The 17,110-nt window shown below is 31.8% G+C and carries 24 protein-coding genes; 9 read left to right on the top strand and 15 right to left on the bottom strand.

The window, feature by feature from the left end; genetic code table 11:
• On the bottom strand, positions 1-375 hold a 375-nt coding region (locus B0A58_RS08655; RefSeq protein WP_133063100.1), incomplete at its 3' end, for a choice-of-anchor J domain-containing protein.
• A 145-nt stretch (positions 376-520) separates the two neighbouring features.
• Between B0A58_RS08655 and hflX the strand changes: the two genes are divergently transcribed.
• Positions 521-1,741: a GTPase HflX gene (gene hflX, locus B0A58_RS08650; RefSeq protein ID WP_089080729.1), complete on the top strand. Its 1,221-nt coding sequence runs from the start codon at positions 521-523 to the stop codon at positions 1,739-1,741.
• A gap of 51 nt (positions 1,742-1,792) precedes the next feature.
• Here hflX and tatA (B0A58_RS08645) read toward each other — a convergent pair whose 3' ends face one another.
• Together tatA (B0A58_RS08645) and tatA (B0A58_RS08640) are read right to left on the bottom strand one after the other, a co-directional pair.
• Positions 1,793-1,987 (bottom strand): twin-arginine translocase TatA/TatE family subunit, encoded by a 195-nt coding sequence (tatA, locus tag B0A58_RS08645; protein ID WP_014083745.1) that lies wholly within the window; start codon positions 1,985-1,987, stop codon positions 1,793-1,795.
• A gap of 25 nt (positions 1,988-2,012) precedes the next feature.
• Positions 2,013-2,210: a twin-arginine translocase TatA/TatE family subunit gene (gene tatA, locus B0A58_RS08640; protein WP_089080728.1), complete on the bottom strand. Its 198-nt coding sequence runs from the start codon at positions 2,208-2,210 to the stop codon at positions 2,013-2,015.
• Positions 2,211-2,306: 96 nt separating this feature from the next.
• On the opposite strand from tatA (B0A58_RS08640), the gene B0A58_RS08635 reads away from it, so the two are divergent.
• The 6 genes from B0A58_RS08635 to ettA all read left to right on the top strand — a co-directional run bounded on the left by B0A58_RS08635 (position 2,307) and on the right by ettA (position 7,906).
• A complete protein-coding gene (locus tag B0A58_RS08635; RefSeq protein WP_089080727.1) occupies positions 2,307-2,783 on the top strand; it encodes a peptidase in 477 nt (158 codons plus the stop codon).
• 23 nt (positions 2,784-2,806) lie between these two features.
• Positions 2,807-4,321, top strand: a complete 1,515-nt coding sequence (locus B0A58_RS08630) for a GH3 auxin-responsive promoter family protein (RefSeq protein ID WP_089080726.1) — start codon at positions 2,807-2,809, stop codon at positions 4,319-4,321.
• A 48-nt stretch (positions 4,322-4,369) separates the two neighbouring features.
• The gene (locus B0A58_RS08625) at positions 4,370-4,984 is read left to right on the top strand and encodes a DUF4230 domain-containing protein (protein WP_089080725.1); all 615 of its coding nucleotides are present in this window, start codon (positions 4,370-4,372) and stop codon (positions 4,982-4,984) included.
• A 12-nt stretch (positions 4,985-4,996) separates the two neighbouring features.
• Entirely contained in the window at positions 4,997-5,557 is a 561-nt protein-coding gene (locus B0A58_RS08620) for a TetR/AcrR family transcriptional regulator (protein WP_089080724.1), read from the top strand.
• A complete protein-coding gene (locus B0A58_RS08615; protein ID WP_089080723.1) occupies positions 5,557-6,120 on the top strand; it encodes a hypothetical protein in 564 nt (187 codons plus the stop codon). The genes B0A58_RS08620 and B0A58_RS08615 overlap by 1 nt, the downstream gene beginning before the upstream one ends.
• Positions 6,121-6,211: 91 nt before the next feature.
• Positions 6,212-7,906: an energy-dependent translational throttle protein EttA gene (gene ettA / locus B0A58_RS08610; RefSeq protein WP_089080722.1), complete on the top strand. Its 1,695-nt coding sequence runs from the start codon at positions 6,212-6,214 to the stop codon at positions 7,904-7,906.
• A gap of 43 nt (positions 7,907-7,949) precedes the next feature.
• Here the strand turns inward: ettA and B0A58_RS08605 are convergent, their stop codons facing one another.
• From B0A58_RS08605 to B0A58_RS08550, 12 genes are all read right to left on the bottom strand, one after another.
• Complete coding sequence (locus tag B0A58_RS08605) at positions 7,950-8,438, bottom strand: PH domain-containing protein (RefSeq protein ID WP_089080721.1); 489 nt, start codon at positions 8,436-8,438, stop codon at positions 7,950-7,952.
• Between the two features lie 5 nt (positions 8,439-8,443).
• Positions 8,444-9,373, bottom strand: a complete 930-nt coding sequence (locus tag B0A58_RS08600) for an alpha/beta hydrolase (protein WP_089080720.1) — start codon at positions 9,371-9,373, stop codon at positions 8,444-8,446.
• A 4-nt stretch (positions 9,374-9,377) separates the two neighbouring features.
• Positions 9,378-9,953 carry a hypothetical protein gene (locus tag B0A58_RS08595; protein WP_089080719.1) on the bottom strand — a complete coding sequence of 192 codons (576 nt, stop codon included), beginning with the start codon at positions 9,951-9,953 and terminating at the stop codon, positions 9,378-9,380.
• 20 nt (positions 9,954-9,973) lie between these two features.
• The gene (locus B0A58_RS08590) at positions 9,974-10,240 is read right to left on the bottom strand and encodes a DUF2089 family protein (protein WP_089080718.1); all 267 of its coding nucleotides are present in this window, start codon (positions 10,238-10,240) and stop codon (positions 9,974-9,976) included.
• Between the two features lie 119 nt (positions 10,241-10,359).
• Positions 10,360-10,638, bottom strand: coding sequence for a DUF2805 domain-containing protein (locus B0A58_RS08585; protein WP_014083757.1), 279 nt, complete (start codon positions 10,636-10,638; stop codon positions 10,360-10,362).
• A gap of 112 nt (positions 10,639-10,750) precedes the next feature.
• Complete coding sequence (locus tag B0A58_RS08580) at positions 10,751-11,563, bottom strand: sterol desaturase family protein (RefSeq protein ID WP_089080717.1); 813 nt, start codon at positions 11,561-11,563, stop codon at positions 10,751-10,753.
• A 139-nt stretch (positions 11,564-11,702) separates the two neighbouring features.
• Positions 11,703-11,921 carry a hypothetical protein gene (locus B0A58_RS08575; protein WP_089080716.1) on the bottom strand — a complete coding sequence of 73 codons (219 nt, stop codon included), beginning with the start codon at positions 11,919-11,921 and terminating at the stop codon, positions 11,703-11,705.
• A 227-nt stretch (positions 11,922-12,148) separates the two neighbouring features.
• Positions 12,149-12,772, bottom strand: coding sequence for an alpha-ketoglutarate-dependent dioxygenase AlkB family protein (locus tag B0A58_RS08570; protein WP_089080715.1), 624 nt, complete (start codon positions 12,770-12,772; stop codon positions 12,149-12,151).
• A 6-nt stretch (positions 12,773-12,778) separates the two neighbouring features.
• Positions 12,779-13,669, bottom strand: coding sequence for an EamA family transporter (locus tag B0A58_RS08565; protein WP_089080714.1), 891 nt, complete (start codon positions 13,667-13,669; stop codon positions 12,779-12,781).
• A 121-nt stretch (positions 13,670-13,790) separates the two neighbouring features.
• Positions 13,791-14,624 carry a hypothetical protein gene (locus B0A58_RS08560; RefSeq protein ID WP_089080713.1) on the bottom strand — a complete coding sequence of 278 codons (834 nt, stop codon included), beginning with the start codon at positions 14,622-14,624 and terminating at the stop codon, positions 13,791-13,793.
• 7 nt (positions 14,625-14,631) lie between these two features.
• Positions 14,632-15,450 (bottom strand): 3-deoxy-8-phosphooctulonate synthase, encoded by an 819-nt coding sequence (gene kdsA, locus B0A58_RS08555; protein WP_089080712.1) that lies wholly within the window; start codon positions 15,448-15,450, stop codon positions 14,632-14,634.
• Positions 15,451-15,551: 101 nt separating this feature from the next.
• Positions 15,552-16,016 carry a 2-dehydro-3-deoxyphosphooctonate aldolase gene (locus B0A58_RS08550; protein WP_089080711.1) on the bottom strand — a complete coding sequence of 155 codons (465 nt, stop codon included), beginning with the start codon at positions 16,014-16,016 and terminating at the stop codon, positions 15,552-15,554.
• 181 nt (positions 16,017-16,197) lie between these two features.
• Here B0A58_RS08550 and B0A58_RS08545 point away from each other — a divergent pair, with 181 nt between their 5' ends.
• A complete protein-coding gene (locus B0A58_RS08545; protein ID WP_089080731.1) occupies positions 16,198-16,764 on the top strand; it encodes a YeeE/YedE family protein in 567 nt (188 codons plus the stop codon).
• Positions 16,761-17,102: a DHCW motif cupin fold protein gene (locus B0A58_RS08540; protein WP_089080710.1), complete on the top strand. Its 342-nt coding sequence runs from the start codon at positions 16,761-16,763 to the stop codon at positions 17,100-17,102. The genes B0A58_RS08545 and B0A58_RS08540 overlap by 4 nt, the downstream gene beginning before the upstream one ends.
• Positions 17,103-17,110: the final 8 nt, after the last annotated feature.

The following is a 17,110-nucleotide window of genomic DNA, read 5'->3' as shown; positions in this document are numbered from 1 at the left end:
TTGGTACAGTGTACCTAAATTAGTAGAAGTAAAAGATCTAGTAAAAAACTTCAACTGACCATTTGCAGGAATCGTTACGGCAGGCGTAGCCAAATAGTCCTCGGAAGTGTTTCCAGCTCCAATGTTTTCTCTTGTCATATAAGCCGAATTGGTGCCCGCATAAACAAAAGGTGGAGTAGAAACCGAGCTGTTGATGTTCCAACGCTCTACGGTACCCACTCCATTATCAAAAACGGCCCAGCTGCCTGTGCCTAAAGTCCAATTTGTAGCTGGTAAAGCATCAGGACCCGTGGTGTTTTCAAATCCTTCGAGGGCCATTTGTGAGTAGCCCAGCATCGAACTTAAAAACAATAATAGTAAGATAATTTTTTTCATAAAATGAAAATTAAAAGTTGATAAATAATAACAATTCGTTTTTTTGTTGCCTCAAAATTACTAAAAAATAGTTAAAATTCATAAAATATCAAAAAATATTTTATTTCACATGATAATTAATTAAATTTGTCGTAGATTTAATATTATGTTAGAGAAAGAAATAATAACTTTTGAGAAAACAGTTTTAGTAGGAATTGTTACTCAAAAACAAGATGAAGAAAAGTTAAAGGAATATTTAGATGAACTAGAATTTCTAACTTATACTGCGGGAGGCGAGGTTGTCAAAAGATTTTTTCAAAAAATGGATAAACCAAATCCTAAAACATTTTTAGGAACAGGAAAAATTGATGAAATTAATTTATATGTCAAAGAAAATAATGTTTCAACCATTGTTTTTGATGATGAACTATCTCCATCACAACAAAAAAACATTTCAAGAATTATTGATTGTAAAATTTTAGATCGCACCCATTTGATATTGGATATTTTTGCACAAAGAGCCGAAACTTCTTATGCAAGAACTCAAGTTGAATTGGCACAATGTATCTATTTATTGCCGAGACTTTCTGGTATGTGGACGCATCTTGAACGCCAAAAAGGAGGTATTGGGATGAGAGGTCCTGGTGAAACCGAAATTGAAACAGACAGACGAATTGTAAGAGATCGAATTGCTTTATTGAAAGATAAGATTAAAATTATCGACAAACAAATGTCGGTTCAAAGAAGCAATAGAGGAGCTATGGTAAGGGTTGCTCTTGTGGGTTATACCAATGTGGGCAAATCTACTTTGATGAATACTGTAGGGAAAAGCGATGTTTTTGTTGAAAACAAACTTTTTGCAACATTAGACACTACTGTAAGAAAAATAGTTATAAAAAACTTGCCGTTTCTATTGTCTGATACGGTTGGTTTTATTAGAAAATTACCTACTCAATTGATTGATTCTTTCAAAAGTACTTTAGATGAAGTTCGTGAGGCTGATTTGTTATTACACGTTGTTGATATTGCCCATCCCGATTTTGAAGACCACATAGCATCTGTGAATCAAATTTTAGCCGAAATTAAATGCGATGACAAGCCCGTGATTATGGTTTTTAATAAAATTGATGCCTATCGGTATTTGACTATAGAGGATGACGATTTGATAACAGAAAAAACATCGAAACATTATACACTTGAGGAATGGAAACAAACATGGATGAATAAGGTAGGAGTTTCAAATGCTTTGTTTATTTCGGCTACAAATAAAGAAAATTTTGAAGATTTTAGAGCTTGTGTTTATCAAGCTGTACGAGAAATTCATATTACCCGATTTCCTTATAATAATTTTTTGTATCCAGATTACAAAGATGCTGTAGAAGATTAAATGATAAAAGCCACAAATTTTATTTAAAAATTGTGGCTTTTGAATTGGTAATTATTCTGAAATTTTGTCCTCTTTTTTCTGGGCTACATCGTCTTTTGCGGCATTTTTAAATTCTTTAACACCACTTCCAAGACCTTTCATGAGTTCTGGAATTTTTTTACCTCCAAATAGTAATAAGATTACTGCCAATACCAAAATGATTTCCGTTGGGCCAAATTCACCTAAAAATATTGCAAATGCTGTCATGCGTATAATATTTTAATTTATGTTGTTATTTGCTTGATTTATCATCTTTATTATCGGTATCATCTTCCCCTTTTGCAGCATTTTTAAACTCTTTCACACCACTACCTAAACCTCTCATTAATTCAGGAATTTTCTTACCTCCAAAAAGCAATAAAATAATTGCTAATACCAAAATAATTTGCATTGGTCCCACTTCGCCCAAAAATATTGTTAATGCTTTCATGATTTTTAAATTTTATGTTGCAAATATAATAACAAATTCACAAAACATGACTTAAATTTAGTTTAAATTTATATATTTGTCTGTAAATTTTATATCATGTCCGAAAAAAAGCTCAAAAGACAAATTCTTAAAAAGAAATTGTACACTAAAAGTCGTTTGATAATCCTTAATGAAGATACCTTTGAGGAAACATTTTCGATGCGTTTGACATTGATGAACGTATTTGTTGTAGCTACTTTGAGTGCCATTGTTATCATTACGCTTACTACTTTTATTATAGCTTTTACACCATTGAGAGAATTTATTCCAGGTTATGCCTCCTCTGAACTTAGAAAAAATGCAACGGAATTAGCATTAAAATCAGATTCATTGTCTAATGCTTTGAAAAAAAATGACATTTACTTACAATCTGTTTTGAAAGTTATGAAAGGTGAATTGGAATTTGAAAAAGTGAATAAAGATTCTATTTTGGCAAAACCCTTAGAAGTTCCCAAATTAGAACATGTAAATCCTAGTGAAGCAGAATTGAATTTAAGAAAAGAGGTACAAAAATCGGAAAAAAAACCAAAATAACGTTGTCAAACTTACATAAAATCATGTCGTTTAAATCAATTGCAGCACAGATATTGGCACAAATTGTTCATATCAAAACACAAAAATGGGCACAAAACCCTGTTGAAACACAACAAAAAGTTTTTAAAAGTTTAATTAAAGAAGCAACAAACACAGCATTTGGTAAAAAACATCATTTTAGCAACATTAAAAACTACGATGATTTTGTAAATCAAGTGCCTATAAACGATTACGAAGAAATAAAACCTTACATAGAAAAGGTAATTGCGGGTCAAAAAGACGTTTTATGGAAAGGAAAGCCGTTATATTTTGCCAAAACATCGGGTACAACATCAGGTGCAAAATACATTCCGCTTACAAAAGAATCTTTGCCCTACCACATTCAGGCGGCTCGGAATGCAATTTTGAGTTACATTTATCATACAAAAAAAAGTAAATTTGTAGATGGTAAAATGATATTTTTGCAAGGAAGCCCCGAATTACATCAAAAAAATGGCACAAATTTTGGTAGATTATCGGGTATTGTGGCACACTATGTACCTAAATATTTACAAAATAATAGAATGCCATCGTGGGAAACCAATTGCATTGACGATTGGGAAACTAAAGTAAATCAGATTGTAAAGGAAACTGTAAACCAAGACATGACGGTAATTTCAGGAATACCGTCGTGGGTTCAAATGTATTTTGAAAAAATAAATGAAAAAACTGATAAAAATATTTCAGAGGTATTTAAAAACTTTGATTTATTTATATATGGTGGTGTTAATTTTGAACCTTATAAGCATAAATTTGAAAAATTAATTGGCAAAAAAGTCGATTCGATTGAATTGTTTCCGGCTTCGGAAGGATTTTTTGCATACCAAGATAATCCTTCAGATAATGGGATGTTGCTATTGTTAAATTCAGGTATTTTTTATGAATTTATCAAATTAAATGAATTTTATGATAAAAAACCCAAAAGGTACCCTATTGGAACGGTTGAAATAGGAGTGGATTATGTATTAATTATTTCGACTAATGCGGGGCTTTGGGCCTATAATATGGGTGACACCGTTCGATTTACATCGCTTTCCCCCCATCGGGTGGTGGTTTCGGGAAGAGTCAAACATTTTATTTCGGCTTTTGGCGAACATGTTATTGGAAAAGAAGTCGAATGTGCCTTAAACGAAGCACTTTTACATTCAAATATTAGTATCAACGAATTTACTGTTGCTCCTCAAATTACTCCAGATCAAGGACTTCCGTATCATGAATGGCTTATTGAATTTGAAAATATACCCGAAGATATTGCACAATTTGCTTTACATATTGACAATGCCATGCGTAAGCAAAATATATATTATGATGATTTAATTACAGGAAAAGTTTTAAGAAAATTAATAGTTACACCAGTGTCCAAAAACGGATTTCAACATTATATGAAATCTATCGGAAAATTGGGTGGACAAAATAAAATACCCAGATTATCTAACGATAGAAAAATTGCTGATATGATTTATATGCAAAATAATATTCAAAAGGCAACTCCAATTTAGATATAATGCTTATTTTTGAATATTATTTTAATTTTATATCAAATACCAATGTTAAGAAGAATTCTATATGCTGTTGTAGGAATTTTAATAATAATTTTATTATTTAAATTTTGCGAATTTAAAAAAACAGACAGTAGCACTTTTGATGATAGTGCAAAATTACTGCAACAAAAAAATGTAAATGTAGGAAAATTAGTTGTTACAGAAGGGCATTTTTCGGAAGTGATAACCTATAAGGATCAAAAAAAATACCTGATGGATTTGGTTTCATTTGAAAAAAAAGCTTTAATTGTTGTTAATGCAGATGTTACAGTTTCCTATGATTTACATTTGATGAAATACGACATTAACAATGAAACCAAAACCATAACGATTGTATCTATTCCAAAAGAAGAAATCAAAATCAACCCCAATATTCAATTTTATGATGTGGATCAAAGTACTTTAAATCCATTTTCGGGCGATGATTATAATAAAATTAGCGAATCGGTAAAAGCCAGTTTAAGTAAGAAAGTAGCTCAATCTACATTAAAATCTAATGCACAAAACAGACTGATAAGCGAATTATCTAAAATTTTAATCATGTCCAATGCTATGGGCTGGAAGTTGCAATATCAAGGCAACACCATCAACGAAAACACCCTACAAAAAGTGATTAACTAATAGTAAACTATTTTGGATAGAAAATCAGAAATTATACAAGTAGCCTCAAAATTGTTTCACGAAAAAGGTTATAGTGCTGTTACCGTAAGGGATATTGCACAATATATGGGTATAAAAGCCTCTAGTTTATACAATCATATCAAATCGAAACAAGAAATCTTAGTAGAAATTATTATTCAAACGGCTCAAAAATTTACTTTTGGTATGCAATCGATTATAGCATCAGAATCAAATGCTATACAAAAGTTAGAGCAAATTATAGCCTTACACATCGAAATAAGTGTGGAAAATTCTGATTATTTGGCTTGCCTTAACAACGATTGGATGCATTTGCATGATCATGATTTGCAAGAATTTATAAAAATGCGAAATTTATATGAACAAAATTTACGACAAATTATAAAAAACGGTATCGAAAAGGGTGAAATTCAAAACTTAGATGTAGAAGTGATATTATTCAGTATATTATCTACTTTGAGAAGTATTTATTTATGGTATTATAAAAATAATTCCATAGATACTCTTGTATTAACTCAAAACATTACAAAAATATTGTTAAAAGGAATAGTATAATGTTTCAACAATTATTTAAACCATTATTTTTTATACGGTTGATGTATTTGACATTGGCAATTGCTATCAATTATCAAGCTATTTATATATTAAATGTATATTTGTTTGTATTTATTGTATCTTTAGAATATTTAAACCATCAAAACATATATATACATGATCAAAGTAGCCAATATGCTAACATTTTTTTTGTGTCCTATTTTGTATTTATTTTTTTAGTTCGATCTCATGCCATTAATGACCAATGGTTTTCTCGTTTTTGGCAAAATATATGCGAACATCTGCTATTTTCAATTTTTGTATGTATGCAGCTGCATTACGTTTTACAAATTTTCAACATTTTAAGCAATAAAACAGTTTTAAAAAGTATTTTAATCTTTTTGATATTCAATGTTTTAGGAATAATAAACGAACTTTTTCAAAACAAATTTCAGCATTTGCCTATAAGTACATGTAGTGCAGACAGTCAAAAAGATGTATTGATAAATATGATTGGAGCATTTTTGTTTTTAGGTTATGTAAATTTTTGGAACATTGCTAAAAGTGTACAAAATAAAATTTGATTTTTTTCAAAAAATAATTTCCAAAAAGGCATCACTTTTTTTTTAATAATCAACTATATTTGTAACATCAAAAAATTAATAATCAAATGATATGTCAGACGATAAAAAAGTAATATTTTCGATGCAAAAATTGAGTAAAACTTACTCAAGTAGCGATAAACAAGTACTCAAAAACATTTATTTAAGTTTTTTTTATGGAGCTAAAATTGGTATTTTAGGTCTTAATGGCTCTGGAAAATCTAGTTTATTACGAATAATTGCAGGTGTAGATAAAAATTATCAGGGCGATATTGTGTTTCAGCCTGGTTATTCTGTGGGCTATTTAGAACAAGAACCACAATTGGATGAATCCAAAACTGTAATTGAAATTGTAAGGGAAGGTGTTGCCGAAACAATGGCTATATTAGAGGAGTTTAATACTATAAACGATAGTTTTGGGCTTCCAGAAGTTTATGAAAATGCAGATAAAATGCAACAATTGATGGACAGACAAGCCGATTTGCAAGATAAAATTGTTGCTCTTGGGGCTTGGGAAATTGATACCAAACTCGAAATAGCTATGGATGCTTTGCGAACTCCTGATGCCGACACCCCTATAAAAAACCTTTCTGGTGGCGAGCGTAGAAGGGTAGCATTGTGTAGATTGTTGTTGCAACAACCTGATATATTGCTACTTGACGAACCAACAAACCACCTTGATGCAGAAAGTGTTTTGTGGTTGGAGCAACATTTGGCTCAATATTCGGGTACAGTAATTGCCGTAACACACGATAGGTACTTCCTTGATAATGTTGCAGGTTGGATTTTAGAATTGGATAGAGGAGAGGGCATTCCTTGGAAAGGAAATTATTCTTCGTGGCTCGATCAAAAATCAAATCGGATGGCAATGGAAGAAAAAGTAGCTTCAAAACGTAGAAAAACGCTTGAAAGGGAGTTAGAATGGGTAAAACAAGGGGCAAAAGGCCGTCAAACTAAACAAAAAGCCCGTTTGCAAAATTATGATAAATTGCTTAATGAAGATCAAAAACAATTAGATGAAAAACTGGAGATTTATATTCCAAATGGCCCTCGATTGGGTACAAATGTTATTGAAGCTCAGGGAGTTGCAAAATCTTTTGGTGATAAATTATTGTATGACAATTTAAACTTTACTTTGCCTCAAGCAGGAATTGTGGGAATCATTGGGCCTAATGGTGCAGGAAAATCAACCATTTTCAAAATGATAATGAACGAAGAAAAACCTGATAAGGGTAGTTTTGCCATTGGCGACACGGTAAAAATAGCTTATGTAGATCAATCTCACAGCAATATTGATCCTAATAAATCCATTTGGGAAAATTTTGCAGACGGTCAGGAGCTTATCATGATGGGCGGCAAACAAGTCAATTCTAGAGCTTATTTGAGTCGTTTTAACTTTGGTGGAAGCGACCAAAATAAAAAAGTATCCATGCTTTCTGGTGGCGAAAGAAATCGTTTGCATTTGGCCATGACGCTAAAGGAAGAAGGTAATGTACTGTTGCTAGATGAGCCTACAAATGATTTGGATATCAATACCTTACGAGCTTTAGAAGAAGGATTAGAAAATTTTGCGGGCTGTGCTGTTGTTATTTCTCACGACAGATGGTTTTTAGATAGGATTTGTACACATATTTTAGCATTTGAAGGCAATTCTGAAGTGTATTTCTTTGAAGGCAGTTTTTCAGAGTATGAAGAAAATAAAAAGAAACGTCTTGGGGGTGATTTAACTCCTAAACGTATCAAATACAGAAAGTTAATTAGAGATTAACCTATAAAAAAGCCTAAAATGTTTATACATTTGAGGCTTTTTTTTAATCCTTTTTCTGGTAAGTTGTTACAAATAAATCCACTTGATCTGGACTGATCAAAATTTTTGAATTGGAAATTGTAGTAATCATGATCATGGCATTTCTGCGGGTCAAATACCAGGTCATTGTGCCATATTTTTTATTCCAAAATGCACCATAATAACCAAAAAATCCACCAATTCCAAAGGTTCTAACACTCCATTTTAGGTCATTTTTTTTTAATATTTGAATCGATGCAATGTTGGTTCGTTTTAATATTACATTTCCAATTGGTCTTTTGATAATGATTTCGTTGTCATGAATTGCTATTGTTTTGGGTTTATAATATAGCGTTGCAATAGTCATTACGGTTAGGATAAATAAAAGTATAATTGCGGTTACTATTTCAAATGTATCAAAAAAAAGTGTAAAACAAATAAGGCCCAAAAACAAGGCATATACCCCCGCAGTTATCCATTTGGTTTGATTATCTAACGTTGTTTGAAAATCCATAATACTTATAATTTATTAATAAATGTAATGATAGTTTTTGCTAATTCTGTGTCAATAGGCAAATCGGGGTTGGAATAAGAAGCTATATTTTCGGCATTATCGCCTTTGATGTGTCTAAATATGTGGTTCATGTTGTCAATAATTGCCAATTGAGCGTCGGGTTTTGAGGCCTTTAACAAATTTGCATCGGTGCTATTTACTTGAATATCTTTTGTTCCATTAATTATTAATGTAGGAATATTTAATTTTTTTATTTCATGTTGTGGGTTGTATTTGATCCACGAAATCATATACGGCTGAACACTTTCTCTAAATTGCGAGGCCAACATTTGATTTTTCAGTTCAAATGTTTTACCTTGTTTCAATACGTCTAAACATTGTCTCACTTCGTTTTTCATGCTAGGGGCCTGTTTGTCTATTTGTTCTACTATAATATCGTCTATTGTGCGTCCAGCACCAGCAATAGAAATGTAAGCTTGAGCCAAATTAGGTGCCGCTAACATCCCAATCAAAGCCCCTTCGCTATGGCCTGCAAGGATTATTTTGCTGTATTTTTTTTGTTGTATAAAATATTGGCATACGTCTTTTGTATCTGCAACAAAAGTATCAAAGCTCAATTCTTTTTCGTTTACAGTTCCATTTTTCATTTGGGCAATAATCCGTTTGTCAAAACTAAAACAGGCTATTTTATTTTTTGCCAATTCTTGGGCTACATATTTCAATGAATTATTAGTCATGCCTGGAGCATTGCCGTTTCTATCGGTTGGTCCAGAGCCTGCAATTACTATAACTAGCGGTGTTTGACTAGTTATTTGGTTTGGCTCAAATAAGGTGCCATTTATCAATGGATTGATTGATATTTCAACTGTTTTAAGGTCTTGTGCATGTGTATTTTTTACAACAAAAAGCAGTATAATCAGTATAATTTTTTTCATTTTTTTAAGTGTTATATGTAATTATTAAATATTTTGAAATTATTTCGGCTATAAAAATTGCAATTATATAATAGATAATATGTAATTTATTTTTCAAATTTGTAGCTATTTTAAAACCATTATAAGATAAAACAAAAAACCAAATCAAACTCAAAATGACTAAAAACGATACAACCAACAATACAGCAGCGTCGGTTGAAGTCAAACAATTAGTATTGCCTTTGGTAATTAATTTTTGGGAAATAGTATAAAAACGATTGTTAAAATTACACATGGTGAGCAAATAAAATGGAAATCGAGCAATAAGGCAACCTATAAATACATCTAAAATTCGTGTTTTTTTGTTAATTATTATGCCAAATATAAATAAAAATAAAGTAATTACACCAATATCGATTGTCAAATCAAGACCAGTGGTTTTTAGATTGGTTTGTCCAACAAAATGCAAATCAATAGCACCATCGTATCTGACATTAAAATAATTGCCCAATATAATACCTATAAACGTAGCAATAAAACCAAATAAAAGTAGTTTGTTGTCAGTAAATTTGGTATATGGATAGATTAAAGTAAGAAACATTTTTTTGATTGTATTTAAATTTATAAATTTGATATTTTTTCAATAATATCATCTAATTTATTTCGAACAGTGGGATAACTAATCGACATTTTTGCAGCCATTTCTTTTAAACTGCCACTCGAAATCAAAAATTGTAAAATAAACTGTTGCTCCTCTTCCGTCAACTTCAAAAAAACAGGCAGCATATAGCGTCCAGAAACGGTTGTTTCGCAGTTTTCGCATATCAGTTGTCTAACCAACAGCACGTTTTCGCAACTCGGACATTGTATGGGAAGTTTCGGAATCATATTTGAATATTATTTATACTAAGTTAAACAATATTCAAATACAAATTAATATAATGTATAATTATTTTAAAAAAAATCACTTTCAAGCACAAAAAAACTCCCAAAGGAGGGAGTTTCGTTTAATCAAATTTATTTTTGATATAGTATTTACCGTCTAGTTCATCATCAAAATCGTCAATTTTTATTGGTTTTGGTTTTGGTTTAGCAGCGTTTGCCTTTTTTTTCCAAACTTCAAATTTATCAGCTGGCAATTTTTTCTTCATGATTTCCAAAACATCTTTTTCTTGAACACCAAGTTCTTTTTTGATAATCTCGAAAGGGTTTCTTTCTTCTAATGCCAATGAAATCAATTTTTCCTTTTGATCCCAGGTCAATTCTATGGTTTTACTCTTTTTCATTTTGAAAATTAATTCAGGATATTTCTTTTTTTATAGGGGTTATAAATTCAATTCAATATTAAGAAAAAAAATAATAGGTTCTTTAAAATTGTTTAAAAAAAATTAAATTAATTTATTTTTTGTTAAAAAACGGCATTTTTAACAAATAAATTATGCTATTATTGTTGTTTTTATCCATATCTGTATCAATTCCAAACACAATAGCACCACCCTCAAGCTCGCTAAAAGTTCCAAAAAGCCTGTCCCAAACCGAAAAAATATTACCATAATTAGAATCGGTGTAAGGCATTTGATAATGATGGTGAACTTTGTGCATATTGGGTGTAACGATAAAATAACTCAAAAACCGATCTATTTTGTCTGGCAATGCCACATTGGCATGATTAAATTGGGTGGCTACAACAGACAGCGTTTGATACAAAAACACCATCCAAATAGGACTTCCAACCACAATCACAGCCATTGTTGTAAACACAAATCGCACCACACTTTCGCCAGGATGGTGTCGGTTTGCCGTTGTCGTATCTACCCATGGATCAGAATGATGGATCAGGTGCAACCGCCATAAAACAGGAACTTTATGCTCTATATAATGCACTAAATAAGCACCAATAAAATCCATCAGCAGCAGTCCCATCACGGTATAAACCCATATATTTTCAATTCCAAGTATTGCCAACAACCCCAAATGCTGTTGGGTTACCCAACTCGATGCCATAATTAATATAAATGCTAATATAAAATTAACAACAATTGTAGTTATTGTAAAAAATATATTAACAATACCGTGCGACCATTTCAAATAATCAAAGGCTTGAAATGGCTTTATATTTTCAATAATCCAAAAAATAGCTATACCAAATGCAAGTATAAATCCTCTATGACTCGACGGTATGCTTGAAAAATAGTGTATAATTTCATTCATGTTTTTTATTTCAAAAATAATAAAAATTTAATTATCTACACCTTTTTTTCTCAAAAATAATATAATCAATAAAAAATTATCCCTTTTAATATCAATCATTCTAATAGTACGCATACCTCAAAAAAAGTCAAACCTAAAATCAACTTTTTGAAAAGGACTCATTTTCAGTTTTCTTTTTTTGAAAAAATAATTGACTAATCAAAACCATCAAATAAATATATTGGGTATTAGAAGCCAATCCAGCTTTTCGTTTCAAATCCTCGGTTCCAAAAGGTTTTTTGTTTGCTACAAAAGGAGCTTCCGCTGGTCGCTCTTTTGTAGCAACAAAAAATCCATTTGGAACCTCCGGGTTTTCCACTTCAATCTGGGCTACAATCCGTTTTCAAATATTGTTTTTCTTAAAATTTCATCAACCAAGTGCCACTTCAAAGTTTAAAATTCAGTTCAAACCAAAACCCAAACGGTAGCAAACAGCTGAAATAAGTTTTCTTGAAAAAATAATTACCATGGATTAAAAATAAAAATTTTTATACTAATTTTGTAAAAAAAATATTATATTATTTCAAATTTGAATGTGTATTATTGCTATTTTTGGTCTAAAATGTCATTTGAATACAATATCCTAAATGTCAAATTGACTCTGTCGGCAACAGGTTTTGTCGTTTTCGGAATTTGATGCTTCCAAAAATGTTGGGTAGTACCTTTCATAACCAATAAGCTCCCATGTTCTAAATTCAATTGACATTTTGCATCCTTAATGGTATGGTGTTTTAGTTGAAAAACCCTAGTGGCTCCAAAACTTACCGAAGCAATAATGGGGTTTTTGCCCAACTCTTTTTCATTATCTGCATGCCATCCATTGCTGTCTTTTCCATTGCGATACCAATTGAGCAATACAGAGGTAAATGAAGTATCCAATTGATTATCAATCCGTTGTTTGACAGAAAGCAATACAGCATCCCAGGTGTTGGGCTGCATTTCAATAGTCGAATACCGATAGGTTTTATCCAAATCACCATAAAAAGCAGTCAATCTAGGCTGCCAATGGGTTTTGTTAAAAACCCTTATGGTATCTTGTTGCCATGCTATATTTTTTAGCAAATAAGCCATCAAAAAATCCGATTCTTGTGCCGAAAAAAAATGAGGATAATAGGTAACGTCTGCATCTGGAAGCTCAAATATCATTGGGGTATCGTCAATAAAAAGCATCCGATTTTATTTTTTTAAGTTAATATTCATCCCAATTATGGCTACAATTATCAATAAAATGCCTATCCATTGAAGCAAAAATACATTTTCATGCAACAAAAAATAAGCCATTAATACCGAAACAGGCAGCTCTAATGCTGCAACTATACTACCCAATCCAATACCTGTCAATGGAAATCCTACGTTCATTAATAATGGTGGTATGATGGTTCCAAACAGCGCTAATAAAATGCCCCATTTTGTAAAAATAGTATAATTAAACGGAGTATTTTGTGTTATGATTAAAAAAAACAGGATTACTATACCGCCTCCAACAAGCATATATAAACTTCTTTTTGCAGAGGGTAAGTGATTGGCTATCCTATTGGCCGTAAACATTGTAGTAGAAAAGGATAGGGCAGAGAGCAATCCCCAAAACAAGCCACGCCAATCTAATGCAATAGAATGGTTTAACACGTTGGTTGCCAGCACTGTACCTATTAAGACCAAAACCACAGCAGCTATTTTTTGATTAGATGGCCGTTTTTTTTCTACAATCATTTCTACCAAAACACCTATCCAAACGGTTTGCATTAGCAAAATAATAGCAATGGAAACATTAATATATTTGACACACAAATAATAAAACACACTTGTCATACCAAGTGATGTGCCTGCAAGAAGGAGTTTGAGCCGATCAGTTGTATGTACTACAACTGTATTTGAACCATTTTTGATGTTTTGAAATGCTACAACAAGCCAAACGCCAAGAAGCCCATAAACGAATTGAGATGTAGTAATTTCTGCTGTTGTATAGCCTTCAAGGTATGCTAATTTTACAAATGTTGCCAACATGCCATAACTTGCCGCTCCAATTCCTACTAAAAAAACGCCTTTAAGTAAACTTTTATTGTGCATATTTTGATATTTATTGGGAACAAAGATAATGGAATTGCAAGTGTATTGATGCAAAAAAACCTTCAAATATGAAGGCTATTTTGTTTTATAAAAAAAAATTAATATAAAGGACTGTTTTGTTTTAGAGTTTGAAAATACCACCAAAAGCAATGATTCTTTGCAAAAACCAAAAATGCTGTGAGGCTTTGTCTTCGTTTTCAAAAGTTGTTTTAACATCGGGCATGTTGATATAGCCTCCTTTTAACTCTGCTTGTATAAAGAAATGCTTGTAAAAAGTTAAATTAAGCCCCGCTTTTGCTGATAATCCGTAACCAGATATATGAAAATCATCATGTCTGGCTTTGCCCATAAGCATAGTATTGGTTTTAGGATATAAAACACCAGCTCCAACGCCTTCTGTTATATTGACTTGAAATGTATCTGTGTTTGTAAGATGTAAATATTTTGACACATCATCAACTCTCGAAAATTCAGTATTTACATAGTTCAATCCGTCTGTATGTTCAAAGGTTAAGAATTTTTCATCTGCCAAATTAACGATACCGTTATTGATTTGATTTCCGTTGTAACTTGCTGGATATGTACCGTTTATGGCCACACTTTGGTTTTGTTCCATTACATATTTCATGTGATCTACACCAATAGAAATGTTATAATGATCGTTGATAAAATAGCCCATTCTAAAATTGGTTTGTGGAATGGTCATTCTACCTGGGTTGATATAATCAACATGCCACCCTTTGGGTTTGTCTATGGCGGCCACATTTGACAAGGTAAAATCATAATCTTTCCCTGTAAAATGTATGTCAGATTTGGAGTAACTTTCTCTATTTCCTCCCCAAAATATAAAAAATTTACCTTTATTGTGAGCAGTGTATGTGTTTGATTTTACATCCTGTGCATAAATATTACATATCTCTAAAAACAAAAGAGATATAGCTGCTATTTTTTTCATTATTTTTTTAAAATTGATTAATAGTTTGTCTGATGGCGACTAATTTTTTCATTAAGTCTTCAAAATAGTCCAAGTGCAACATATTGGCACCATCACTTTTTGCATTTGCTGGATCAAAATGGGTTTCTATAAAAATGCCATCTACACCAACCGCTATGCCCGCTTTTGCAATAGTTTCTATCATGTCTGGTCGGCCTCCTGTAACACCAGCCATCTGATTGGGTTGTTGTAAGGAATGGGTTACATCTAAAACAGTAGTTGCATATTGTTGCATGGTAGGGATGCCTCTAAAATCGACAATCATATCCTGATAGCCAAACATACTACCTCTGTCTGTAACCATAATATTATCATTGTGGCAATCTAATACTTTTTGAACGGCATGTTTCATGCTCTCGGGGCTCATAAATTGCCCTTTTTTCAAATTGACGGTTTTACCTGTTTGAGCGGCAGCAACCACAAGGTCGGTTTGTCTTACTAAAAATGCGGGTATTTGCAACACATCTACATAGGCAGCTGCTTTTGCAGCATCTTCATTGGTATGGATGTCTGTAATGGTTGGAACTTGAAAACTTTCCGATACTTTCCGAAGAATTTTAAGTGCTTTTTCGTCGCCAATGCCAGAAAAACTATCAATTCTTGATCTGTTGGCTTTTTTGAAAGATCCTTTAAAAACAAATGGAATTTGTAAATTATTAGTTATAGTAACTAATCTTTCTGCAATTTTCATTGCCATTTCCTCTCCTTCGATAGCACACGGACCGGCCAATACAAAAAACTGTCCGCTTTCTGTATGTTTGATTTGGGGGATATTATTTATATTCATCTTTTATGCAATTAGTTGAATTTTTTTGGCAAAGGTAAGCATCCCTTTTTTATTATTAATGACTTTTGTCATTTTTTAGAAAATATTGTAGGAGTTTTATTTTATTGAAATTTAGAAGCAATATTTAATCCTTTTGGTGCCAAAAGTGCCCCTTTTTCATAATGATTGAGGTATAAAATGAGGGGCTTTTTGATACCTTCATAAGTAATTTCATATACACTTATAAATCCAGCTCCTGTTTTATCGTTTTTTGTTGGAAATGGACAGCAAATTCCTGTTTTTGTATAGCTTATTTTTTCGCCATTGGGCCCACATAAAGCGTTCAAATACCTTTTATGATTCAATTCTTCGTTGTTGGTGTTTTGGTAAAATACATTGATTGGAAAATCTTTGTCATAACCATACCTATCATCATTACTCACAGCGGTTAATTCAAAAACGTATTGTTTCGTAATTTTAGGTTTCATGGCATTTGGATCTACATTTTTCAATGTTGATTTGGTACTTATACAAGAAAGTATGCTAAAATTTATAATTATTAATAAAAAGTATTTAATTTTATTCATTTATGTAATATTTAATGGTTATAATTATTGTGTATTTACGTTTTTTGTTTATTGGTATTGGTTTGCAAAAAACAAGTTGTTCTAGCTGATGTCAAAAATTAAAATTAGAAAGGGTTGCAAAATTATTAATAAAAATAGGTTTTTAGTAACTAAATTTAATACTTTTGGCTCAAAAAACAATATGAATTTACTTTTTGAAACATGGCATTGGGCTATATCGGGTTTTTTGATTGCAATAATCATGCTACTTTTAAATTATTTTGGAAAAGTTTTTGGTATGTCGTCCAATTTAAGGACGTTATGTACTATGGCTGGCGCTGGTAGATGTGCCGATTTTTTTAAATTTGATTGGAAAACTCAAAAATGGAATTTGGTTGTACTTATTGGTACTATGTTTGGAGGATTTTTTGCTACTCATTTTATGCAAAGTCCCAACAATGTAACGCTCAATCCTAAAACCATTTCGCAATTAACTGCTATGGGAATAGAGGCTCCAAACGGCAAGTTGCTACCAGACGCACTTTTTTCTGTATCTTTTTCAAATAATCCAAAACAAGTATTAATATTATTACTAGGCGGTTTGCTCATTGGTTTTGGATCTCGATATGCAGGCGGTTGCACTTCGGGTCATGCCATTGCTGGTTTAAGCAATTTGCAAGTTCAATCTTTAAAAGCTGTAATTGGTTTTTTTGTTGGTGGTTTGATCATGTCACATTTTATCCTCCCTTTAATTTTCACTAAATCATGATGAGTAACATACCTTTTCAAATTATTGATTGGTCTCAAATTCAAGAGACTTTTCATCCTGGTTTTACGGGTACTTCAGATTGGAAAACAGTCCAGTTTGATGGATTTAGGGTACGAATTGTAAAGTATAGTGCTGGTTATTTGGCCGATCATTGGTGTCAAAAAGGACATATTGTTTATTGTTTAGATGGTGAATTTGAAAGCGAATTAGAAACAGGCGAAAAAATTCGTCTAACAAAAGGAATGTCTTATATTGCTTCAGACGATAGCAGTTCTCATCGTTCAATTTCCAAAAATGGCGTTAGTTTATTAATTATTGATGGCGATTTTTTAAAATAAATAGTGTT

Origin of the sequence: Flavobacterium branchiophilum NBRC 15030 = ATCC 35035 (assembly GCF_002217205.1) — a bacterium.
In the GTDB taxonomy this organism is placed as follows: Bacteria; Bacteroidota; Bacteroidia; order Flavobacteriales; family Flavobacteriaceae; genus Flavobacterium; species Flavobacterium branchiophilum.
The sequence above is the reverse complement of the archived record's forward strand: the minus strand, read 5'-3'. Positions and strand labels throughout refer to the sequence as shown.